Source organism: Stenotrophomonas sp. YJH_SMC_110, assembly GCF_059369255.1.
In genome coordinates this window covers 111,881-134,907 of record NZ_JCAFSM010000009.1, presented here as the reverse complement: position 1 = coordinate 134,907, position 23,027 = coordinate 111,881, and the positions used below count along the sequence as shown (strand labels likewise).

The window sequence follows — 23,027 nt, the reverse complement described above, 5'->3', positions numbered from 1 at the left end:
GCCAGCGGCCGGCACTACCGGGCGCATGCGCCGCAGTACCGGGGGCGGCATCCGCCGCGACTGCAGTGTCTCCACCCAGGCTGTTGGCGGGGGTGAGCGCACCGTGTCCACGATGTGCACGGTGTTCATTCCGCCACCACGTGCGCCGTCGCACGCTGCACGCAACCACACCAAGGAACCCTTCCATGAAGCATGCCATCGCCACCGCCGCCGTCTGTCTCGCCCTCGCCGCCTGCAGCAGCACGCCGGTGGCCCAGGTGCAGCCGATCGACGGCATGATTTCCGGCCAGTGCCACAGCGACAGGGTGCGTGGTGCGCTCGGCCTGGCCGCCTCCGCCGCAACCGTCGAGCGCGCGCGCGTGGACAGCGACAGCCTGCACGTGCAGGTGCTGCGCCATGACGGCCCGCGCGTGCCGCCGGCACACGAAGGCGGTGACCGCCTGACCATCGAGAAGGGCCGCACCAACAACATCACCGCGATCTATTGCGGCTGACGTCTGCGGCTGAGCCGGCGAGCCCTGCGCAGCACGCGCAGGGTGGCCTGCTCCCACTGGCGCGGCCCACGCAGGCCGGCCAGTTCCGCCAGTTCACCGCGCTCCCAGCCGGCGAACACGCAGGGGTCGATGTAGGCCTTGCGGCACACCGCAGGCGTATTGCCCAACTGGGTCGCTACCTTGCACACCACCTCACGCTGTACCTTGGCCAGCGCACGCTGGCTGGCCGGTTCGGGCAACTCGGTGGCCGCGAACGCTTGCACCGCGGCCAGGGTGCCGCCCCAGGTGCGGAAATCCTTGGCGGTGAATTCCTCGCCCATCACCTCGCGCAGGTAATCGTTGACCGCACCGGAGTCGACCGGCTGGATGGCACCGTCGTCGTCGCGATACTGGAACAACGCCTGGCCCGGCAACTGCTGCACGCCGCGCACCAGCGTGCCCAGCCGGCGGTCACCTACCGTCACTTCGTGCAGCTGCCCGGATTTGCCGCGGAAGCGCATCCGTACGCGCCCGCCGCGCAGCAGGTCGAGGTGCCGGTTGCGCAGCGTGGTCAGGCCAAAGGATCTGTTTTCCTTGGCATAGGACTCATTGCCTACCCGCACCAGGGTGTCGGCCAGCAGCGCGACCACGACCGCCAGCACCTTTTCGCGGGGGAAGCCGCTGTGCTTGAGATCGCGGCTGAGCCGGCGCCGCAGCGCGGGCAGTGCTTCACCAAAGGCGATCACCCGGTCGAACTTGCCGGCGTCGCGCACTGCGGCCCAATCGGCGTGGTAGCGATACTGCTTGCGCCCGCGGGCATCGCGGCCGGTGGCCTGCAGATGGCCATTGGCGTGGGCGCAGATCCATACGGCGGTATAGGCCGGTGGGATCGCCAGCGCGCGGATGCGCTGCAGGGTGGCGGCATCGCGCACCGCATGGCCATCGGCATCGCGGTAGCTGAAGCCCTTGCCGGCGCGGCGCCGGCTGATGCCCGGCTGGGTGTCATCGACATAGCGCAGGCCCGCAGCGCGCGCGGCCTGTCGTTCGGGGGTAGAGGGGGTCGGCATGCGTGCAGTGTCGCTGCCGCGCTGCCGCGATCCTGTCGATAACACAAGACAAACACGTGAGGATCGGTTCGCCGCTATGCTCGGGCTTTCACAATCCCTTCCGGAGTCATGATGTCGTTCCCGATTCGCGCCCGTTCGCTCTCCGCCCTGCTGCTGCCGGCCGTGCTGGCCCTGACCGCCTGCCAGGCACCGGCGCTGGATGAACAGGATTCGGCCACGGCCCATGCCCAGCAGGCTGCCGAAGCCGCCAAGGCACCGGCCGACGAAGCCGGCAAGGCCACCGAGGCACCGCCGGTCGGCACCTGCGATGCCAGCCAGGTGCAGAGCCTGGTCGGCCAGGCCTACGCCGACGCGCTGGGCAAGCAGGCGCAGGAAGATGCCGGTGCCCACCAGCTGCGCGTCATGAAGCCCAACGACGTGGCCACGATGGAATTCCTCGGCGACCGCCTGAACATCGAAGTGGACGACAAGGGCCTGGTCAGCGGCGTGCGCTGCGGCTGAGGCCGACCCCGCGCCGGCACGGGGTTGCCGGCGCGTTCTGTTGCACCTGCAACCGTGTATTGCGGCGCTGCAGCAACCTGTGATCTAGTCGAGGCATCCGGTGGCCTCACGATGCGCTCCAGGGAATGAGCGGGGACGAGTGTCGCCGCCAACCCTATACGCATCGAGGTAGAGATGGCCCCCCGCAACCGCCAAGGGCTTTACGACCCGCGCTCCGAGCGCGATGCCTGTGGATTTGGCATGGTCGCCCAGCTCGACGATCAACCTTCGCGCCTGTTGGTTGATACCGCCATCGCCGCGCTTTCACGCATGACCCACCGTGGCGGCGTCGCCGCCGATGGCCTGACCGGCGATGGCTGTGGCCTGCTGCTGCGCCGCCCCGATGCATTCCTGAAACTGCTGGCCAGCGAAGCCGGCATCACCACCGCCGCGCGCTTCGCTGCCGGCCTGGTGTTCCTGCCGCACGACAGCGAGGCCGCCGACGCCTGCCGTACCCAGCTGCAGGCGCAGGTGGAAGCGGTCGGCTGCAAGGTCGCCGGCTGGCGCGAGGTACCCACCGATGACAGCGTCTGCGGCCAGCTGGCGCGCGATACCCTGCCGCGCATCGAACAGGTGTTCGTCGATGCCGGTGTCGGCCAGGACGATGCCGGCTTCGCGCTGGCGCTGTTCCTGGCCCGTCGCCGCAGCGAACAGCAGCTGCGCGATCACGCTGATTTCTACGTCACCACCCTCACCCCCGATGCGATCAGCTACAAGGGCATGGTGCTGCCGGACAAGCTCAGCCGCTTCTATCCGGACCTGCAGCGGCGCGAACTGGCCTCCAGCGCGATCGTGTTCCACCAGCGCTTCTCGACCAACACGCTGCCGCGCTGGCCGCTTGCCCACCCGTTCCGGATGCTCGCCCACAATGGCGAGATCAACACCATCGAAGGCAACCGCCGCTGGGCCCAGGCGCGCAGCAAGGTGTGGAAGACGCCGCGCTTCGACATCGCCGAATTCGACCCGGTGATCTCCATGCACGGCTCGGACTCGCAGAGCCTGGACAACATGCTGGAACTGATGGTCGCCGGTGGCATGGAGCTGATCCAGGCGCTGCGCATCCTGGTGCCGCCGGCCACCCAGTCGCTGGAGTTCAAGGACCCGGACCTGGCCGCGTTCTACGAGTTCCACGGCCTGAACAGCGAGCCGTGGGATGGCCCGGCCGGCATCGTTGCCTGCGACAGCCGCTACGCCGTCTGCACCCTCGACCGCAACGGCCTGCGCCCGGCACGCTGGATGCTGACCGCCGACCGCCACTTCCTGGTTGCCTCTGAAGCGGGCGTGTGGGAAGTGCCCACCGAGCGGGTGGTGCGCAAGGGCAAGCTCGGCCCCGGCGAAATGATCGCGATCGACCTCAAGCGCGGCGACCTGCTCGACTCCGATGCGGTCGACCGCATCAACCGCGGCCGCGCGCCCTACAAGCAGTGGCTGCAGCAGGGCGTGACCTACCTGCAGACCGAACTGATCGACCCGTCGCTGGTGGAAGAGCCGTTCGACGAAGCCACCCTGCGCAGCTACCACAAGCTGTACCAGCTCAGCAGCGAGGAAGTGGAGCAGGTGCTGCGGCCGCTGGCCGAGACCGAGCAGGAAGCCACCGGCTCGATGGGCGACGACACGCCGATGGCGGTGCTGAGCCAGCGCAGCCGCCCGCTGTACGACTATTTCCGCCAGGCCTTCGCGCAGGTCACCAACCCGCCGATCGATCCGCTGCGCGAAGACTGCGCGATGTCCCTGTCCACCCAGCTCGGCAAGGAGACCAACATCTTCCATGCCGGTCCGGAGACGGTGAACCACGTCATCCTCAATTCGCCGGTGCTCAGCCAGCGCAAGCTGCGCCAGCTGCTGAAGATGGACCAGTACGCGCAGGCCAACCGTCTGCTCGACCTGTCCTACAGCGAAGACGAGGGCCTGCGTGCCGGCATCGAGCGCATCTGCGCCGAGGCCGAACAGGCCGCGCGCGAAGGCATGGTGATGCTGCTGCTGTCCGACCGCTACCCGGTGGCCGGGCGGCCGATGGTGCATGCGCTGCTGGCCACCAGCGCCATCCACCACCACCTCTCGCGGCTGGGCCTGCGCTGCGACGTGAATCTCATCGTCGAGACCGGCACCGCGCGCGACCCGCATCACATGGCCTGCCTGCTCGGCTTCGGCGCCACGGCGGTGTATCCGTACCTGGCCTACCAGACCCTGTTCGACCTGGGCCGCCGCGGCATCCTCAAGCTCAGCAAGGGCGGTGAGCAGTCGCAGATCGGCCGCCGCTACCGCAAGGGCGTCTACAAGGGGCTGTCGAAGATCATCTCGAAGATGGGCATCTGTACCGTGGCCAGCTACCGCGGCGCGCAGCTGTTCGAGATCATCGGCCTGGAACCGGAGGTCGTCGATCTGTGCTTCCCGGATACCGCTTCGCGCATCGGTGGCGCGGGTTTCGCGCGCTTGGATGCCGACGCGCGCGAGCTGTGCGCGCAGGCGTGGGACGCGCAGCAGGACGTGGATGTCGGCGGCCTGCTGAAGTACGTGCACGGCGGCGAGTACCACATGTACAACCCGGACGTGGTCACCACCCTGCAGCGCGCGGCGCGCAGCGGCGATCCGCGTGCCTGGCAGCAGTACTGCGATGCGGTGCATGCGCGCCCGCCCTCGGCACTGCGTGACCTGCTGGAACTGGTCCCTGCCGCCACGCCCGCACCGCTCGATGAAGTGGCCCCGGCCAGCGAACTGTTCCCGCGCTTCGATACCGCGGCGATCAGCCTGGGGGCACTGTCGCCTGAGGCGCACGAGGCGCTGGCGATTGCGATGAATCGCCTGGGGGGCCGCAGCAATTCCGGCGAAGGCGGTGAAGACCCCGCACGCTATGGCACCGCCAGGCGCAGCAAGATCAAGCAGGTGGCCTCCGGGCGCTTCGGCGTGACCGCCGAGTACCTGGTCAATGCCGAGGTGCTGCAGATCAAGGTCGCGCAGGGTGCCAAGCCCGGCGAGGGTGGCCAGCTGCCCGGGCACAAGGTCAACGAACTGATCGCGCGGCTGCGCTATGCGCGCCCGGGCATCGGTCTGATTTCGCCGCCGCCGCATCACGACATCTATTCGATCGAGGACCTGGCGCAGCTGATCTACGACCTCAAGCAGGTCAACCCGACCGCGCTGGTGTCGGTGAAGCTGGTCAGCCATGCCGGCGTCGGAACGATTGCGGCGGGCGTGGTCAAGGCCGGTGCGGACCTGATCACCATCTCCGGCCATGATGGCGGCACCGGTGCCTCGCCGGTCAGCTCGATCCGCTATGCCGGCGTGCCGTGGGAGCTGGGCGTGGCCGAGGCGCACCAGGCGCTGCTCGCCAACGACCTGCGCGGCCGTACCCTGCTGCAGACCGATGGCGGCCTGAAGACCGGGCTGGACGTGGTCAAGGCCGCATTGCTGGGCGCCGACAGCTTCGGCTTCGGTACCGCGCCGATGATCGTGCTGGGCTGCAAGTACCTGCGCATCTGCCACCTCAACAACTGTGCCACCGGCGTGGCCACCCAGGACGAGCGCCTGCGCGAGAACCACTTCACCGGGCAGCCCGAGCGCGTGGAGAACTTCTTCCGGCTGCTGGCCGAAGAAGTGCGTGGCTGGCTGTCCTACCTGGGCGCGCGTTCGCTGGAAGAGATCGTCGGCCGTACCGACCTGCTGCGCCAGATCGAATCCGCGCCGCGCGACGGCGTGCGCGTGGACCTGTCGCGCCTGCTGGCCGACAGCCGCTACGAGGGCAGCCACTGCGCCGCGCAGCGCCTGTACGAATCGCCGGACAGCCTGGCCACGCAGATGGATGGCCTGCTGGCCCCGGCCATCGAGCACAAGCGCGGCGGCGAGCATCGCTTCCTGATCCACAACACCGACCGCAGCATCGGTACCCGCCTGGCAGGTGCGGTGGCACGCGCGCACGGCAACCAGGGCATGGCCGAGGCACCGCTGGAACTGCGCTTCCGTGGCAGCGCCGGGCAGAGCTTCGGCGCCTTCAATGTCGGTGGCCTGCACCTGGAAGTGGAAGGCGAAGCCAACGATTACGTCGGCAAGGGCATGGCTGGCGGCCGGCTGGTGGTGCGGCCGCCGCGTGGCGCGCGCTTCGAGGCACGCAGCACCGCCATCATCGGCAACACCTGCCTGTACGGTGCCACCGGCGGTGAGCTGTTCGCTGCCGGCCGCGCCGGCGAGCGCTTCGCGGTGCGCAATTCCGGCGCACTGGCCGTGGTCGAAGGTGCCGGTGACCACTGCTGCGAGTACATGACCGATGGCGTGGTGCTGGTGCTGGGCAAGGTCGGGCTGAACTTCGGCGCCGGCTTCACCGGCGGCCTGGCCTACGTACTGGACGTGGACCGTGATTTCGTCGACCGCTACAACCACGAGCTGATCGACATCCATCGCGTGTCCGCCGAAGGCTTCGAGAACTACCGCCAGCACCTGCACCGCCTGATCGGCCGCCATCGCGAGCTGACCGGCAGCATCTGGGCACAACAGATCCTGGACGAGTTCCGCGATTACATCGGCAAGTTCTGGCTGGTCAAACCCAAGGCCGCCAGCATCGAGTCGCTGACCGAAACCCTGCGACGCGCCGCGTGATGTTTTCCGGTAGTGCCGGCCGCTGGCCGGCAACGTTCCCCCCCGCATTCCAGAGCCCGCCATGAGCCGCAAGCACGCCTTCCAGTTCCTCGACCTGCCCCGCACCATGCCGCAGCGCATCCCGGTGGAACTGCGCACGTCCGGCGACTGGGGCGAGCTGTACGGAAAGTTCGGCAAGGAGGACGCCCAGTACCAGGCGGGCCGCTGCCTGGACTGCGGCAACCCGTACTGCAGCTGGAAGTGCCCGGTGCACAACGCCATTCCGCAGTGGCTGCAGCTGGTGCAGGAGAACCGCATCCACGAAGCCGCCACGCTGTGCCACAGCACCAACCCGCTGCCGGAGGTGTGCGGCCGGGTCTGCCCGCAGGATCGCCTGTGCGAGGGCAGCTGCACGCTGGAAGAGTTCGGTGCGGTCACCATCGGTGCGGTGGAGAAATACATCGTCGATACCGCGCTGGCCAGCGGCTGGCGCCCTGACCTGGGCGCGGTGCAGCCGACCGGCCGCAGCGTTGCGGTGATCGGGGCCGGTCCCGCGGGCCTGGCCTGCGCCGACCGCCTGGCCCGCGCCGGCATTGCCGCGGTGGTCTATGACCGCTACGAGCAGATCGGCGGCCTGCTGCAGTTCGGCATTCCCAGCTTCAAGCTGGACAAGGACGTGATCCACCGGCGCCGCGACGTGCTGGAGGGCATGGGCGTGCAGTTCCGCCTCGGCGTGGAGATCGGCCGCGACCTCAGCGTGCAGCAGCTGCTGGACACCCACGATGCGGTGTTCATCGGTACCGGCGCCTACCGCTACACCGATGGTGGCCTCGACGGCCAGGACCTGAAGGGCGTGCTGCCGGCGCTGCCGTTCCTGGTGCAGAACAGCCGCATCGTCGGCGGCGATGACCCGAAGGGCCGGCCGATTGCCGGCTGGGAAGACACCATCGCCCTGCCCGACCTCAACGGCAAGCGGGTGGTGGTGCTCGGTGGTGGCGATACCGGCATGGACTGCGTGCGCAGCGCGGTGCGCCTCGGCGCGGCCAAGGTCACCTGCGCCTACCGGCGCGACGAAGCCAACATGCCCGGCAGCGCTCGCGAAGTGGCCAATGCGCGCGAAGAGGGCGTGCGCTTCCTGTTCAACCGCCAACCGCTGTCGATCGAAGCCGGCGCCGACGATGAAGTGATCGGCGTGACCGTGGTCGAAACCCGGCTGGGCGAACCCGATGCCAATGGCCGCCAGAACGCCGTGCCGATCGAAGGCAGTGAATCCCTGCTGGAAGCGGACGTGGTGATCATCGCCTTCGGCTTCTCGCCGAGCGTGCCGGCGTGGCTGGCGGACCTGGGGGTGGAAGGCCAGCCCAACGGCCGCATCGTCGCCGGGGGCAAGGACCGCCTGCCGTTCCAGACCGCGCATCCACGCCTGTTCGCCGGTGGCGACGCGGTACGCGGTGCAGACCTGGTGGTGACCGCCGTGGCCGAAGGCCGCGATGCCGCTGCCAGCATCGTCCGCCTACTGGCGCACTGAGTCCGGCAACAGCAGCTCCTCCAGCAGCGCGCGCAGTTCGCACGGCGCCACCGGCTTGGCCAGGAAATGGTCGATGCCCGCATCACGGCAGGCCTCGCGTGTGCGTTCCAGCACACTGGCAGTCAGCGCGACGATCGGCACCTGCGCACGGATGGCACAGGTATCGCCACGGATCGCCCGTGCCAGCGCGAAGCCGTCCATGTGCGGCATATGGCAGTCGGTGATGACCAGATCAAAGGGCTGCGCCTGCCAGGCCTCCCATGCCTGCTGGCCGTCGTCGCAGGCGTGTACCTGCAGCCCCAGCTCGCGCAGGCGCTGCACCAGCAACTGCAGGTTGGTCGGATGGTCTTCAACAACCAGTGCCCGCGCCGGCGGCAGCGGCCGTTGCACGGCCGTCGTGAGCACCGGTACCACCGTCGGTGCCGCACAGGCCGCCAGCACGAGTTCCAGCCATACGGTGGTTCCCTTGCCCGGCGCGCTGCGCAGGTGCAGCTGGCCCCCCATCGATGCCGCCAGCTCGCGGCAGATCGACAGGCCCAGCCCACTGCCACCAAAGCGGCGCGTGGTCGAGGTCTCGGCCTGCTCGTAGGCAGCGAATACCGCCTGTTGCCGCTCCATGCTGATGCCCACGCCCGTATCGGTCACCTGCAGGCGCAACCGCTGCCCGCCATCGCGCTGCTGCAGCACATGGGCCTGCAGCACCACGCTTCCCTGCAGAGTGAACTTGAGTGCATTACCGGCCAGGTTGAACAGGACCTGGCGCAGGCGCAGCCCATCGGCCAGCGACCACTGCTGCAGCATGGGGTCGATCTCGCTGTGCAGGTGCAGGCCGCGGCTGGCCGCGACGGGCATCAACAGCTGCTGCACCGCGCGCACCAGCGCCGCAAGATCGGTCGGCCGCAGCTGCAGTGGCGCTGGCTGCAGGCGCTGGCTGTGCAGCACATCGTCCAGGATCTGCCGCAGCATCTGCGCGGCATCACCCACGGTGGTCAGCACCTGCCGCTGGCCCGCATCCAGGTCACTGGCAGCCAATCGCTCCAGCATGCCCAGCAGGGTACTCATCGGCGTGCGGATCTGGTGGCTCATGGTCGCCAGGAAATGGCTCTTGGCCAGCGCCGCCTGCTCGGCCGCGCGGCGCGCCTCGGCCAGCGCTACTGCACGCGCCTGTGCTTCACTGACATCCAACCAGTAGCCGCTCCACTCCACGCTGCTGTCATCGCACTGCAGCGGTCGTCCCTGTGAGCGGACCCAGCGCCAGCCCTGCGCCGACCGGGTGCGGAACGTAACGTCGATGGGACCGCGCACCAGCGCGGCCGCTTCGATGCACGCCATCACCCGGCTGCGGTCGTCGGCATGCACCGCGGCCAGCAGTTGCAGATGGTCGATCCGCGCAGTCTCCACGCTTACGCCGAACAACGCCTGCACGTCACCGGCGATCTGCGCCAGGCTGTAGTGGCCGGTTGCCGAACGGCGGGCCTGGTAGACCACCGCCGGCAGGTTCGCGGTGACGTCGTGCAACCGCTGCTCCAGCACGCGGCGGCGCACGCTCTCGCGATGCACGCGCCAGTAGCCGAAGGCATGCAGCAGCACGAGCGCGAGCAGGATCAGCGACGCCGGCACCAGCCAGCGCAGCGCCGAACCGGTGAGCCGCGCGCGTGGCCGGTCCGGCAGCCAGGCGCTGCGGCTCGACGCGCGACGTGCATCGCTCTCCTGCAGGAGCCGCTGGTCGAAAGCAGCGACCACCTCGGCACAGGCCGGCACGGCCGCGAGTACCAGTGCATCGCCGAAGCCTGCGGGTGCCGCGATCACCACAGCATCACCTGGCTCCGCGCGGAGCGCGGCCTCCAGTTCAGCGAGATTGGCGACCACGGCGTCGACCAGCCCGGCACGCAGCAGTGACAGCGCGTGGTCCAGCGGCGCAGGGGCCAGCAGCTGCGCCCCCGGGGCCTGCTCGGCCAGCAATGGCTCCAGCGGCAGCCGGTCCGGGCTGGCCACGCTGCGGCCACGCAGGCCCTCCAGCCCCAGCACCGCAGCGGCGCCCTCGCGCCGCACGATCACCTGCGGCACCTCCAGGTAGGCCCTGCTGGCCACCCAGCCTGTCGGCAGCTGTGCGCGCGGCCAGCCCAGCAGCACCTGGGTGCCGGCCGGCAGTGCTCCCTCGGTAAGTACCGTCGCAGGCAACGGCTTCGCATGCTGCGCCGCCTGCATGCCCAGCAGCGGCAGGTAATCCGCGGCCAGTCCCGCAACCTCGCCCTGCTGGCTGTATGACAGGGGCGGCCGGTCGGAGCGCCATGCCACCTGCAGGGGGCCCGTACAACCGGATGCAGCGGCGATGCCGGGCAGCAACAGCGATGCCATGACGGCGGCGACGGCGCGGCGGCCGGCGACATTCACGGTAGACGTCCTCATTTCGCGGGCAGGAACCACGGCCGCGCAGCGGTACCGCTGCCAGCCACGCTAGCGAGGCAGGCTTCCGCGACAATGAGAAAAATTGGAAAAGCATCCGCATCGGCGAATGCCGACATACACTGCCGCTTCTACCCGTCCTACGGAGCGCTCGATGCGTATCGGCCTGGCCGCCAACCGTCTCCATCACCACGATGCGCGCGCGGCGCTGTTCCGCTGGCTGCGTGCCAGCGAGGCAGGCCTGCGCGAACTGGGGGCGTCACTGCATGCGGTCGGGCGCACCCACGATGCGATCGAACGGCAGGGATTCCTGGCCGGCTACGGCGGCCTGCACCGGTATCCCTACGGCCGCGAGGGAGGCCTGATGAAGCTGGTGGCCGAAGTGGTCGGCATGGGGCCGGAGCGGACACTGGACGGTGCGATCTACCTGATCGACCCGGTCGATCCGTCCTCGGTGTTTCCGGAAGCAACCGCGCTCAAGCGGCAGTGTGTGATCCACGGCAAGCCGTTCATTTCGACCGTGGCCACTGCACGCGACTGGATCGAGGTGGAGCGCATCCACGCCGGGCTGGCTGCCGACACCGGTGCCGACGACCTGCATGCCTTCCAGGGGCAGACGCTGGCGCTGATCGCGCATGATGCGATGAAGCCGGCGATGCTGGCCTTCGCTGACGAGTACTTCGATGTGCTGGCCCGGTTTGGCCAACGCGTTGCGACGGGCACCACCGGGCAGCGCTTGAACGAGCTGGCCTGGAGCCGGGGTTGGCCCAGCGATACGCCGTGGGTGACGCGTTACCAGAGTGGCCCGATGGGCGGCGATGCACAGATTGCCGACCGGGTGCTGGAGGGGCGCTGCCAGCGCGCGATCTTCTTCGAGGACCCGCATGTGGCACGCCAGCACGAGGCCGATATCCAGCTGCTGGAGCGCGCGGTGACGACGGTGACCGACCAGGCGGTGTGCATCACGGCGCCGCGGGTGGCGGCACGCTGGGCGGCAGCGGCGGCGTTGCGGGCGGGGTGAGGGTTTCGGCCAACGGCTGAGCCCCTCGTGGTGGGTCGTTCAAATCAGAAGCCGTGCTCGGCCGGGCGGGGTGGATTGCGCAGGGGTCGCTGCAAGTACGTCCTTTGTAAGCTCGGTCGCCGCATCCATGCGGCTCACGCCCCTGCGCAACCCACCCCGCCCGGCCACGGACAGTTTCCTGTGTGCCCATCACGGAAGGAAGAAGGAAGAGCAGGAGCGGGTCGCGCGCTGCGCGCGCTTTTGTAGAGCCGAGCCATGCTCGGCTGCTGTCGATCGCGAGGGCTGGATATCCGCGCCACGCGCGTCAGCCGAGCATCGGCTCTACAGCAGCTGGCGAAGCATCGCCTTCAGCCTGCGCCCTTCCAGCTGGAAGTAGTCGCGCTGCTCGCGCCACGCGGGGAAACGTTGTTCCACTTCGTGCCAGAACGCGGGCGAATGATTCGGCTGGATCAGGTGGCAGAGTTCGTGCACCAGCACATACTCGAATGCTTCAGGGCGCCCCAGCACCAGTGCCAGGTCCAGTGCCATGCTGCCATCCGGCGCCAGCGAGCCCCACTGCGAAGACATCACCTTCAGCCGCAGGCGGCTGGGTGCACGTGGCAGGGTGGGCAGGTACTTCGGCAGCCAGCGGCCGACATCGGCGCGGGTCTGTGCTTCGTAGAACTCGCGCAGCAGGCGGCGCAGGGTGGCATCGCCGGCACGGGTCGGCCACTGCACGCAGGCGCCGTGTTCGTCGATCTCCAGCCGCGCATAGCGGCCTTCCTGCCAGCGCAGCGGCAACAGGTCGCCGCGCAGTGGCAGCACGCCGTCCTCGCCCGGCTGCAACGGGGCGGGCAGGCCCTGGCTCTGGTACTGGCGCAGCTGCAGCGCCAACCAGTCGCGGTGCTGTTCCAGGAATCGCTCGCCCATCACCAGGCTGGCCCGCGGCGGCAGCGTCAACCGTGCGCCGCGCTCGTCCACGCTCAGCTTGATCCGGCGCGCGCGCGGATCGCGCACGCGCAGCACCTCGATCTCGGCATCCTCCAGGCGCAGGCGAACGGTGTCGCGCTGCACGGTAGCGGGCGGGGTCGGGCTGATCAGGCGGCGCAGCAGACGGCTCATGCGCCCAGCATAGCGCTGCTTCGGGCCGCCGGATGACCGGCGGCCCACAGGGTGCCTGTTCAGTCAGCCTTGCTGAGCTTGAACGCTTCTTCCAGCAACAGGAACAGGCGGCGGATCTCGGCGCTCTGCAGGGCGAAGCGGGCGTCGAACTCGGCGCGGCGGCCGTCTTCGTCGGCATGCTCCAGCTGGTCCAGTGCGCCGTCGAGGAACTTCAGCTTGCGCACGATCAGGTCGTCGCCGATCACGAAGGACAGGTTGTCCTCGAAGATCAGCGCCAGCTTGGTCACCTGCTTGCCGGCGTCCAGATGCTTGTCGATCTCGTCGCAGCGCAGTTCCTGGTGCTGGCACTTGACCACGGCGCCGCCTTCCACCGGATCCTTCATCTCGCACTCTTCGCCCAGGCTCAGCCCGGTCGGCAGCGGCTCGCCGGCGATCCAGCCGGTCAGGATCGAACGCGGTGCGACTTCGGCGTTCAGCGGCATCGCCGGGAAGCTGCCGAGCAGGCCGCGGATGTCGGACATGAAGTACTCGCCGGTCTTGCGGCTGGAGGTATCCACCGCCACGTAGCCGTGCTGCAGGTCGATGAAGGCATCATTGCGCGAGGACTTCACGAAGGCGCGCGGCAGCAGTTCATGCAGCAGGTCGTCCTTCATCCGCTTGCGCTCGCGGCCACCCGGGCGGCGGCCTTCCTTCTCCTCGATCTCCTCCAGCTTGCGCTCGAGCAGGTCGTTGACCACCGCCGCCGGCAGGATCTTGTCCTCGCCGCCCACGGTCAGCCACAGGTGTTCGGCGATGCGGTGGGAGAGCAGTTCCTTCTCCTCGCGGCCGAACGGCGAGATGAAGCCGCGCGAATTCATTTCCAGCGCGCCGACCGGCTTCAGCAGGGCGTGCGGCAGCAGGGTGTCGACTTCGGAAAAATCGGTGGTGGTCGGGAAACGGAAGAACGTCAGGTTGCGAAAGAACATGGAATTCCGGATGGCGAAGAGGAAGGGCGCCCGACCTTAAACGGTGGGCGTCTCGGGATCTGCGTCGGCGTCGGCCGGGGAGCCGGCCAGCCAGGCATGGGCGTCGGGCAGCGGCGCGTCGTCGCGACGGCCCAGCGCCATGAAGTCGAACAGGGTGGTGTCGGCCAGCTGCGAGGGCCGGACTTCACCCATGGCGCGCGCGATCTGCTCGATGCGGCCCGGGTGGTCCTTTTCCCATTGCTTCAGCATCAGGCCGACCTGGCGGCGCTGCAGGTTCTCCTGGCTGCCGCACAGGTTGCAGGGAATGATCGGGAACCGGCGTGCCTGCGCGTACTCGACGATGTCACTCTCGCGCACGTAGGCCAGCGGCCGGATCACCACGTGCCTGCCGTCGTCGCTGCGCAGCTTCGGCGGCATGCCCGACAGCTTGGCGTGGTGGAACAGGTTCATGAAGAACGTGGCCACCATGTCGTCGCGGTGGTGGCCCAGCGCGATCTTGGTGAAGCCGTGGGTCTCGGCGTAGTTGTACAGCGCGCCACGACGCAGGCGCGAGCACAGCGAACACATGGTCTTGCCTTCCGGGATGACCCGGCTGACCACCGAATAGGTGTCCTGCTCGATGATGTGGTACGGCACGCCCAGGCCTGCCAGGTATTCCGGCAGCACCTGCTCGGGGAAGTCCGGCTGCTTCTGGTCCAGGTTCACCGCCACCAGTTCGAACGGCACCGGCGCCTTCTTCTGCAGCTGCAGCAGCACGTCCAGCAGGGTGTAGCTGTCCTTGCCACCGGACAGGCACACCATGACCTTGTCGCCGGCCTCGATCATGCCGAAGTCGGCAATCGCCTCGCCGACCTGGCGGCGCAGGCGCTTGGCCAGCTTGTGCTGCTCGCGCTCGGCCACGCGCGGATCGCGGGCGGCGCGCGGTGGGGGATCGGGAAGGGAAATCACGGCACTCATGGGTTCCATTCTAACGGCTCGGAGCCGCCCCGGCCGGGGATCGGGATTCCCCTCTCCCGGCGGTCATCATCGCTGTGTATGCTCGGAGGCTGTGGACACCTACAGCCCCGCCGAGATCGTCGAGCGCCTCGTCGCCCTGCGCGCCGAGCACCGCCTGCTGGATGAACAGATCACCCGCATGGCCGCCAACGGCGAGGACGAGCTGGAGTCCAAGCGCCTGAAGCGGCGCAAGCTGCAGCTGAAGGACTGCATCGCCAGGCTGGAAAGCCTGCAGATTCCCGACGAGCCGGCCTAAAGACCGTCCTGGTGGGTGCCAACCTTGGTTGGCACGGCTGGGAGGTGTGGACCAAGGTCCACACCCACCGCATGGCCGGCGCTGCCTTCAATCCTGCGGCGCAGGCTCGTCCGGGCGGGCCGCTTCCGGGCTGACCCGTTCGATGGTGTGGCGCAGCTCACGGCCCAGGATGAACTTGGCATCCTTGGCCCAGGCATCCAGGCGCTCGTCGAACAGCAGCTTGCTGTTCTCGTCCGGCCACACCAGGCGCAGTTCGCGCAGCTTCTGGATGAAGCCACGGAACAGGGACTTGTCGAAGAACTCCGGCGCGGCCGGCGCATAGAGCAGGCTCAGCCGCTGCGCGGCCTGCTGGCACAGGCTTTCCAGCTCGGCAGCGCCGAGCACGCCGGGGCCGTTCTTCACCAGCACCGAGATGGCAATGTAATAGCGCTCGAACGCCTGCTGCAGCGAATGGCCGATCGCGCGCAGGCGGAACACCTCGTCGGTCTGCCCGGTGTTGCGCGCCAGGATGCCGCCGTCGTCATCGTTGACGTTCTGCAGCAGGCCCTCGCGCACGAACACATCGATGGTCCGGTCGATGCGCTGGGCGAACTCGTCCTCGCTCCACGGCAGGAACAGCTCGGCCTGGAGGAACGGGTACACCGTACGGCCCAGCTGGACCAGGCCGGTGCGGCTCATGCGGCGGTTGTTCTGGAAGCAGCAGGCCACCCACGACGAGGCGGTGAACAGGTGCACCACGTTGTTGCGGAAGTAGCTCAGCAGCACTGCGGTGTCGCCACTGACGCTGAGCACATCGCCCAGCGGGTGCTTGATGCGGGTGAGGACGTTGATTTCCTCGGCGTGGGCGATGATCCGCTCCGGCGAGTGCGGCGTCACCGTCACCCGGTCCGAGTACGGCATCTCGACCAGCAGGGTCTTGCACAGTTCGATCTGCGCGATCAGGTCGGCCTCGCCCATCGCGTGCTTCGGCGTGGACAGCAGGGCCAGCGCCAGCAGGTTGATCGGGTTGACGTCGGCGGCGCCATTGATGCGCACCTGGATGCGTTCGGCCAGCGTGTCCACCGTGGTCGACAGCCAGGCCGGCTTTTCGTCCTCGGACACCGCCTCGCCCTTCCACTCCGGCGCCTTCTCGGCCAGCACGTCGTTCAGCGCGATCGGCTCGCCGAAGTTCACCACCACCTGGCCGTAGTTCTGCTTGAGCACCTTGGGGATGCCCCACAGCAGCGACCAGATCGATTCCTTCTCCTTCGGCCGGCCGGACAGTTCGTCCAGGTAGCTGCCGCCTTCCATCAGCTTCTCGTAGCCGATGTAGATGGGCTGGAACAGCACCGGCTTGCGCGGCTGGCGCAGGAACGCGCGCAGCGTCATCGAGATCATGCCGCCCTTGGGCTGCAGCAGCCGGCCGGTACGCGAGCGGCCGCCTTCGACGAAGTACTCCAGCGAGTAGCCGCCGGCCACCAGCTGCGCGACGTATTCGCTGAGCACCGCCGAGTACAGCGCGTTGCCACGGATCGAGCGGCGGATGAAGAATGCACCGCCCTTGCGCAGCAGGGTGCCGACCACCGGCAGGTTCAGGTTGATGCCGGCCACGATGTGCGGCGGCACGATGCCACGGTCGTACAGCAGGTAGGACAGCAGCAGGTAGTCCATGTGGCTGCGGTGGCTGGGCACGTAGACCACTTCGTGCCCCGGCGCGGCGGCCTTGAACTTGTCCAGGTGGTGCACCAGCACGCCCGCATAGATGCGGTTCCACACGTGGCTGAGCATGAAGCTGGCCGAGCGCACTACCGGGCTGGAATAGTCCGCAGCGATTTCCCAGGCGTAGGCGTGTGCCTTCTTCCAGGCATCGGCCGGCTTTGAGTTGTCGCGCTTGGCCTGTGCGGCGATCGCTTCGCGTACCGGCTCGGCGGCCAGCACCTGGTCCACCAGCAGGCGCCGGGTCGACAGGTCGGGGCCGATCACCGATTCACGGATGCGACGGAAGTGCGTACGCAGCACGCGCTGCAGCTTGCGCACCGTGCGCTCCGGCTCCAGGCCTTCATCCACGGTGTTGCGCAGGGAGATCGGCGGGGCGAAGCGGACGATGGTGCTGCGGCCGTTGAGCAGCACCGCCAGCAGGCGACGGAAGCGGCCGACCAGTGCCCAGTTTTCCGAGAACAGCACCGCGAACCAACCGCTCTGCTTGTCCGGGGCGCGGCCGACGAAGATCGACACCGGCACCAGGTGCACGTCCAGGTCATCGCGCACGCGGTGCGCCTGCAGGACCTTGGCCAGCGAGTCGGAGTGGGTCTTGGCGCCGCGCTGCTCGGGAATCAGCGAGTTGCTGGAGCTGCGCCGCGACAGCGCCAGGTAGGCGCGCTTGCGGCCGGTCGGGTCACCGGCCAGCGGCACCAGCGGCGACGGCAGGCCGGCCTGGCGGCAGGCCTTGTCCAGGATCAGCGCGTTGGACAGGCCGTAGTCTTCCAGCACGTACATGACCGGGCGGCCATCGTTGTACTGGCCCGGGTCTTCCGGTTCGATCTTCAGCGACAGCCACGGCTCGACCAGGCGGCCGAGCAGGCGAGCCCACAGCGGGCGGCGGCCGGCCGGACGCGCGTGCGCGGGCGGCGGTACCGGGTTCGGGCCGGTACCGGTCGAGGGGGACGCCGGCACCGTATCGGCGGGCGTCGACTGGGATTCTTCGCCGGGGAACGGCAGCGGGTTCTGTTTCGACATCGGCGCCATTATGGCTTAGGCGGCGGCGTTGCCGCTTCCCCACCTTCGGCGGGGGCTTCAGCGGCTGCCGGCGACGCAGCCGCGCGGGCCGCGTCGGCCTTGCGCAGCAGCGCGTCGGTGTCGGCCAGGGTACGGGTCAGGTACCAGTGGCCCTCGCGCCGGCTCAGTGGCAGCTGCAGGCTCATCTCGCGGCCGGCCAGGTCGTAGTGCAGGCGTACCAGCGCATTGTCGCCTTCCACCGAGAGCAGCTCGCCCCGTACGCTGCGAAGCGCGTCATCCACGCCCAGCCCGTAGCTGCCAAGCACCGCCTTGAGGGTGTGGATGAACGGCGCCAGCTGCTGCAGGCTGCCCTCCATGCCAGCCGCCTGCAGGCCAGCCTCGTCATCGAAGCCGACCTTGCCGGCCGCGCCGACCAGCGCGGCGATGGTGCTGCGTGCACGGGCGCGGTCACTGATCGGCGCGCCCTGCGCCCAGACAGCAAGGGTTTCGACCAGGGCGATGTAATGGGCCTGCTGGCCGGGCGTGTAGCCCTTCTGATGGCGCAGGTACTGCACCCCGAAATTGCCCATCGACTGCGCGGCCTGGCGCACGGCGCTGGCCTGGCCGGCCAGCTGGCGGTCGAAGCTGCGCTGCAGTTCGGTGCTGGCATCGGGCTTGCGCAGCGCGGCCAGCATCGGCAGCAGCTGGTCCCCCAGCGGCAGCTCGGTCAGCGGCCACTGGCTGTGTCCCTCCGCCCAGGCCTGCTGCAGCCGCTGATACTGGCCTGGCGGTACCGACAGCTTTGCGTAGCCGACCAGATCATCTTCGGCCAGGCGCAACGCCATCGCCTGCACCGCAGCCACCGGCTCGGCCGCCGGCCTGGCCGGATCGTTCACAGACTCGCGGCATGCCGCAACGGCCAGCAGCAGCATCGCCGCCAGCCCCCATCCACGCGCAGACCTTCCTCGCACCGCCACGCTCATGCACTCGGACTCCCCGGACCGGCCCGCATCTTGCGGCCTGCGACGTGACAGCGGCAAGCCGGGCGGTCACGTTTCCAACCAAGGGGGTCAGATCCCTTCTGCCGGCAGGCAGAAGGGATCTGACCCCAGAACCACCAGCGGGATAAAAAAAGAGCCCGGATCACGGGGATCACAGGCTCTTCAAACCGGCACGGGGCCGGAGGACAGTGTTGTGGCACATGTCCGGTCCGAGGACCGGATGGCGGCGATCCTACGCTGCCCTTCAAGTTAAGGCAACACTTCACGTAATGCCGTATATGTATTTGATTTTATTGAATCAATCGTGCTGCCAGACGGATTCAATGAAATCTACGGCGTGTTTTTCGGCGATTCGGGCATAAATCCCCGGATAGCCGGCCAGCGCGCAGCCCTCGCCCCAGCTGACGATGCCGAACTGGGTCCAGCCCTCACGCAGGCGCAGCAGCAGCGGCCCGCCGGAGTCCCCCTGGCAGCTGTCGATGCCCTCGCGGCCGGCGCAGATCACCTTGCCGCGCGACAGTTCCCCGCCGTAAGCCTGCTGGCATTCATCGAATGCCACGAACGGCACCTGCACGGTCTGCAGCTGGGTCGGGTAGACCCGGCCATCGCCGATGTCGGTGTCGCCCCAGCCGATCACGGTGAATTCGCGGCCCGGCTTGAGATAACTGGCGTCGGGCCGCAGCCGCAGCGCCACCGGCTGTGCACCGTCCAGGGGGGCGTTGAGCTGGATCAGGGCCACGTCGTGCTCCAGCGAGTTGCCGCTGTTGAATGCCGGATGGACGTGGATCGCCTTGACGTTGGAGGCGCGGGGCGAGGCTTCGGTGGACAGGGCCGCGGCGTTGCCGACGACGGCGATGCCGCCCGGCGCTTCCCCCTGCATGCAGTGCGCGGCGGTCAGCACCCACGAAGGCGAGATGAGGGTGCCCCCGCAGAAGTGGCGGTCATGATCCGAATCACCGTCGAAGATGCCCTGGATGCTGACCATGAACGGGTACTCGCCAGCCGGCGCTGCTTCACCGCCGATGATGCGCGGTGCTTCGCGCACCTGTGGCGCAGCGAAGGCGGGTACGGCGGACGCGGCCAACAACAGGCCGATGAACAAAGAGGTGCTGCGATACATATCCCTGTACTCCTCTATCAATGGTTGGAACCGGCGCGGCCGCGGTCCGTGCCGGTGCATCGATTGGGAAGCAGGGATGAAGCCTGCAGCGCGAACGCGCGCACAGTTTCGGTGCAATGCGCTGCCTGCGACAGTCGCAGGTCAACAATTGCGAACGCCATCCCGCATGGATCGGAATGGCGTTCGTGGTGCCGGCGTGACCGGCGTCAGCGGTGGGCTCAGCGTGCAGCCAGAGCCGACGCGATTTCCTGCTGGATTGCCTGCGCAGCGGCCTGCGGATCAGCCGCCAGGCGGATCGGGCGTCCGACCACGATGGCGTCGGCGCCATCGGCGAAGGCCTGGGCCACGCCAACGGTGCGCTTCTGGTCATCGCCGACCGGACCACCGGGACGGATACCCGGACAGACGATCGAGAACCCGCTACCGGTCGCGGCACGGATCGGTGCAGCCTCCTGGCCCGAGGCGATCACGCCATCGACGCCCGCTGCCTGGGCGGCCAACGCGCGTTCGACCACCACGTCCACCGGCTCGCGGTCGACGCCCATCTGCGCCAGATCGGCGCGCCCCATCGAGGTCAGCACGGTCACCGCCAGCAGGCGCATGTCGCTGCTGTTGGCGGCCGCGCAGGCCTCCATCATCGCCGGGTGCCAGCCATGGATGGTGGCGTAGCTGACCGGCCACTGCGACAGGCGCTTGATCACCGCTGCAGCGGTCGCCGGGATGTCGAAGAACTTCAGGTCGACGAACACGCGCTTGTCGCGGCGGGCCAGCTCGTCCAGCACCTGGAAGTACTCGCCGGAGGCGAGCAGTTCCATGCCGATCTTGTAGAACGCCACGCTGTCACCAAGGCGATCGACCCAGTCCAGTGCCTGCACGCGATCAGGTACGTCCAGCGCGAAGATCAGGCGCTCATCGGCGCGCAACGGCAGCGGTGCGCGGCTCACGGGGCGTAGTCCAGGGCGGCGCGCTTGGCGTCGTGGCGGGCCTGGCGCGACTGACTGTAGTCGTTGTTGAACTGCGCCGGCTCGAAGCCGCCGTAGGTCGGGTTCGGCAGCATCCACCAGCGCTCGCCGAACCAGTCGTGGTACTGCTGCAGCAGCGCGTCACGGCCGTCGTTGGTGTTGGCGGTCACTTCGACGAAGTCACCCAGCTGGTCGCCGAACTGCATCAGCACGCGGTACTTCTGCCCTGCCAGGCGGCGGCGGCAGTTCTTCTCGCTGCCGGCCTGCTCGCAGCCCGGCACCACCGTGCCCAGGCCAAGGAACACGCTGTCGTCGGCCACCGGCAGGCCCTGCTCGCGCAGGTTGGCCAGGGTCGCGTCCTTCAGGTGCACGGCGCGGTTGGAGATGTAGAGCAGGGTCACGCCCTTGGCATTGGCGGCCTTGGCGAAGTCGACCACGCCCGGGATCGCCTTGGCCTTCTTTTCGGCTACCCACTGGTCCCAGGTCAGTTCGTCGTATTCCTTGCCGTCGCGCACCAGGCGCGCCTGGTAGGGCGAGTTGTCCAGCACGGTCTCGTCCACGTCCAGCACCACGGCCGGCTTCAGGCCCTTGGCGTCGTTGCCGCGCTCTTCCGGCACCAGCGCATCCCAGTGGGCTTCCTTCAACGCCGCATCCAGGTGGTCGGCGGCGGCGCGGTAGGTCTGCTCGGTGATCGCCCTGTACTCCTGCGCGCGCTGCATCCACAGCACTGCGTTGAGGTTGTCGTTGGCGGTGGCATCGAGCGCGCCGTCGGCCTTGGCGGCGGCAGCGGGCGCCTGCGGGGCCGCGGCTTCGGCGGCGGGCGCCTCCACGCGCTTGCAGGCGGACAGGCCCAGCGCCGCAGTGGCGAGCAGGGTCAGGGACAGGGAAACGGGACGACGCATGGATTCACCGGCAATCAGATATACCGGCGCATTTTACCGGCAAAGCCGGCCCCGGGACGGCTATGCTTGGCGGTTGACCCGTTGCCCTTCCGGAGGCCGCCATGACCGATTCCGCCCAGACCCCTGACGTCCCCCTGCTCGACGCCGTGCAGGCCCGCCTGCTGGGCTGCCTGGTGGAGAAGGAGGCGACCACCCCGGACACCTACCCGCTGACGGTCAACGCGGCCCAATCGGCGGCCAACCAGAAGACCGCGCGCGAGCCGGTGATGAACGTGGACGCTGGCAGCGTGCAGCACGCGCTGCGCCAGCTGGAGGCGTTGGGCCTGGCCCGCCAGCACTTCTCCTCGCGCGCCGATCGCTACGAACACCGCCTGCAGGCCGCGCTGGACCTGACCCGGCAGCAGACCGTGCTGCTGGCGCTGCTGCTGCTGCGCGGTCCACAGACGCTGGGCGAGCTGGTCACGCGCAGCGAGCGCCTGCACCGCTTCGCCGACACCGACGAAGCCCGCCATGCCATCGAGCGCCTGCAGCAGCGTGCCCTGCTGGTGGTGCTGCCGCGTGCCAGTGGCCAGCGCGAAGACCGCTACATGCACCTGCTGTGCGGCGAGGTGGATGGCGCGGCGCTGGCGGCGAAGTACGCCAGCAGCAGCGGCAGCAGCGATGCGGCCCACCCGGGCCTGGCCGAGCGCGTGGCCCAGCTGGAAGCGGCCGTGGCCGAGCTGCAGGCACAGCTGGCCGAACTGCGCGGTTGAGGCAATCTACTGGGGTCGGATCCCGCAAGGCGGGCTCTGACCCCAGTGCTATCCCGGGTTGCCGGCCAGCGGCCGGCACTACCGGATGTCCTGCCGATGCAGTGCAGACCAACTGTCGGCACCCACTATGATCAAACCTCGGCCGCGCCCGGCGTGGCATACAGCCGGCTCGGGCTGTCCACGCCCGGCAGCTGGATCACCCCGCGTTCCTGCATGCCCAGGCCCAGCAGGATCTTTCCGGACACCACATTGTCCAGGTCGGTGATGCCATACAGATCGTGCAGGCCCAGCGCTCCGCGTGCATGCGCGAACACTGCCCGCGCCGCCTCGCCGGCATAGCCCTGCCCGGCAAATTCCGAAAGCACCGCATAGCCGATATCCGGCCCCGGCAGGCCATCACGCCGCACCAGCCCGGCGTTGCCCAGCCAGGCACCATCGGACAAGCGCTCGATGGCATACATGCCGAACCCGTTCAACGCATAGCTGTGCAGCACCCGCAGCGCGATGTACTCCCGCGCCTGCGCCTCACTGCGCACATCACGGTCGCCGATGAAGCGCAGGAAACCCGGATCGTTCAACAGCGCCAGCATCGGCACCGCATCGCGATCAGGTTCGATCGCACGCAGGCGCAGGCGTTCACTTTCAATCGGATGCACGCGCAGACCTCCAATGGA

18 protein-coding genes are annotated in these 23,027 nt (G+C 68.6%); 7 read left to right on the top strand and 11 right to left on the bottom strand.

Annotated features, from left to right (window positions below):
• Positions 1–185 precede the first annotated feature (185 nt).
• Positions 186–494 carry a hypothetical protein gene (locus tag AC5P6H_RS16475; protein ID WP_111206355.1) on the top strand — a complete coding sequence of 103 codons (309 nt, stop codon included), beginning with the start codon at positions 186–188 and terminating at the stop codon, positions 492–494.
• Here the strand turns inward: AC5P6H_RS16475 and AC5P6H_RS16470 are convergent.
• A complete protein-coding gene (locus tag AC5P6H_RS16470) occupies positions 482–1,540 on the bottom strand; it encodes a DNA topoisomerase IB (RefSeq protein ID WP_014645460.1) in 1,059 nt (352 codons plus the stop codon). The genes AC5P6H_RS16475 and AC5P6H_RS16470 overlap by 13 nt on opposite strands.
• Before the next feature lie 111 nt (positions 1,541–1,651).
• Between AC5P6H_RS16470 and AC5P6H_RS16465 the strand changes: the two genes are divergently transcribed.
• The 3 genes from AC5P6H_RS16465 (at position 1,652) to AC5P6H_RS16455 (ending at position 8,177) form a co-directional block, all read left to right on the top strand.
• The gene (locus AC5P6H_RS16465; protein WP_014035471.1) at positions 1,652–2,041 is read left to right on the top strand and encodes an I78 family peptidase inhibitor; all 390 of its coding nucleotides are present in this window, start codon (positions 1,652–1,654) and stop codon (positions 2,039–2,041) included.
• A 174-nt stretch (positions 2,042–2,215) separates the two neighbouring features.
• A complete protein-coding gene (gene gltB / locus AC5P6H_RS16460; protein ID WP_075075920.1) occupies positions 2,216–6,670 on the top strand; it encodes a glutamate synthase large subunit in 4,455 nt (1,484 codons plus the stop codon).
• A 61-nt stretch (positions 6,671–6,731) separates the two neighbouring features.
• Complete coding sequence (locus AC5P6H_RS16455) at positions 6,732–8,177, top strand: FAD-dependent oxidoreductase (protein WP_032962391.1); 1,446 nt, start codon at positions 6,732–6,734, stop codon at positions 8,175–8,177.
• On the opposite strand, the gene AC5P6H_RS16450 is transcribed toward AC5P6H_RS16455, so the two are convergent.
• Positions 8,163–10,571, bottom strand: coding sequence for an ATP-binding protein (locus AC5P6H_RS16450; protein ID WP_053496117.1), 2,409 nt, complete (start codon positions 10,569–10,571; stop codon positions 8,163–8,165). The two genes, AC5P6H_RS16455 and AC5P6H_RS16450, sit on opposite strands and share 15 nt — an antisense overlap.
• Before the next feature lie 166 nt (positions 10,572–10,737).
• Between AC5P6H_RS16450 and AC5P6H_RS16445 the strand changes: the two genes are divergently transcribed.
• A complete protein-coding gene (locus AC5P6H_RS16445; RefSeq protein ID WP_049404244.1) occupies positions 10,738–11,604 on the top strand; it encodes a methylglyoxal synthase in 867 nt (288 codons plus the stop codon).
• A 321-nt stretch (positions 11,605–11,925) separates the two neighbouring features.
• Here the strand turns inward: AC5P6H_RS16445 and AC5P6H_RS16440 are convergent, their stop codons facing one another.
• The 3 genes from AC5P6H_RS16440 to ttcA are packed head-to-tail and all read right to left on the bottom strand — an operon-like array spanning position 11,926 to position 14,627.
• Complete coding sequence (locus tag AC5P6H_RS16440; RefSeq protein ID WP_032962385.1) at positions 11,926–12,705, bottom strand: M48 family metallopeptidase; 780 nt, start codon at positions 12,703–12,705, stop codon at positions 11,926–11,928.
• A gap of 59 nt (positions 12,706–12,764) precedes the next feature.
• Positions 12,765–13,670, bottom strand: a complete 906-nt coding sequence (locus AC5P6H_RS16435; protein WP_005411825.1) for a recombination-associated protein RdgC — start codon at positions 13,668–13,670, stop codon at positions 12,765–12,767.
• Positions 13,671–13,706: 36 nt separating this feature from the next.
• Complete coding sequence (ttcA, locus tag AC5P6H_RS16430; RefSeq protein WP_197605510.1) at positions 13,707–14,627, bottom strand: tRNA 2-thiocytidine(32) synthetase TtcA; 921 nt, start codon at positions 14,625–14,627, stop codon at positions 13,707–13,709.
• A gap of 91 nt (positions 14,628–14,718) precedes the next feature.
• Here ttcA and AC5P6H_RS16425 point away from each other — a divergent pair, with 91 nt between their 5' ends.
• Positions 14,719–14,922, top strand: coding sequence for a YdcH family protein (locus tag AC5P6H_RS16425; RefSeq protein WP_032962381.1), 204 nt, complete (start codon positions 14,719–14,721; stop codon positions 14,920–14,922).
• Between the two features lie 87 nt (positions 14,923–15,009).
• On the opposite strand, the gene plsB is transcribed toward AC5P6H_RS16425, so the two are convergent.
• The 5 genes from plsB to AC5P6H_RS16400 all read right to left on the bottom strand — a co-directional run bounded on the left by plsB (position 15,010) and on the right by AC5P6H_RS16400 (position 21,601).
• Complete coding sequence (gene plsB / locus AC5P6H_RS16420; RefSeq protein ID WP_032962379.1) at positions 15,010–17,646, bottom strand: glycerol-3-phosphate 1-O-acyltransferase PlsB; 2,637 nt, start codon at positions 17,644–17,646, stop codon at positions 15,010–15,012.
• The gene (locus AC5P6H_RS16415; RefSeq protein WP_014645453.1) at positions 17,646–18,599 is read right to left on the bottom strand and encodes a hypothetical protein; all 954 of its coding nucleotides are present in this window, start codon (positions 18,597–18,599) and stop codon (positions 17,646–17,648) included. The genes plsB and AC5P6H_RS16415 overlap by 1 nt, the downstream gene beginning before the upstream one ends.
• A 316-nt stretch (positions 18,600–18,915) precedes the next feature.
• A complete protein-coding gene (locus tag AC5P6H_RS16410; RefSeq protein WP_032962376.1) occupies positions 18,916–19,737 on the bottom strand; it encodes a S1 family peptidase in 822 nt (273 codons plus the stop codon).
• A 218-nt stretch (positions 19,738–19,955) separates the two neighbouring features.
• The gene (pyrF, locus tag AC5P6H_RS16405) at positions 19,956–20,681 is read right to left on the bottom strand and encodes an orotidine-5'-phosphate decarboxylase (protein WP_014645451.1); all 726 of its coding nucleotides are present in this window, start codon (positions 20,679–20,681) and stop codon (positions 19,956–19,958) included.
• Positions 20,678–21,601, bottom strand: coding sequence for a 5'-nucleotidase, lipoprotein e(P4) family (locus AC5P6H_RS16400; RefSeq protein WP_032962372.1), 924 nt, complete (start codon positions 21,599–21,601; stop codon positions 20,678–20,680). The genes pyrF and AC5P6H_RS16400 overlap by 4 nt, the downstream gene beginning before the upstream one ends.
• A gap of 101 nt (positions 21,602–21,702) precedes the next feature.
• Here AC5P6H_RS16400 and AC5P6H_RS16395 point away from each other — a divergent pair, with 101 nt between their 5' ends.
• On the top strand, positions 21,703–22,353 hold the full coding sequence (locus tag AC5P6H_RS16395; RefSeq protein ID WP_197605506.1) for a DUF480 domain-containing protein: 651 nt from the start codon (positions 21,703–21,705) through the stop codon (positions 22,351–22,353).
• A 131-nt stretch (positions 22,354–22,484) separates the two neighbouring features.
• Here the strand turns inward: AC5P6H_RS16395 and AC5P6H_RS16390 are convergent, their stop codons facing one another.
• Positions 22,485–23,009: a GNAT family N-acetyltransferase gene (locus tag AC5P6H_RS16390; RefSeq protein WP_032962369.1), complete on the bottom strand. Its 525-nt coding sequence runs from the start codon at positions 23,007–23,009 to the stop codon at positions 22,485–22,487.
• Between the last annotated feature and the right edge of the window lie 18 nt (positions 23,010–23,027).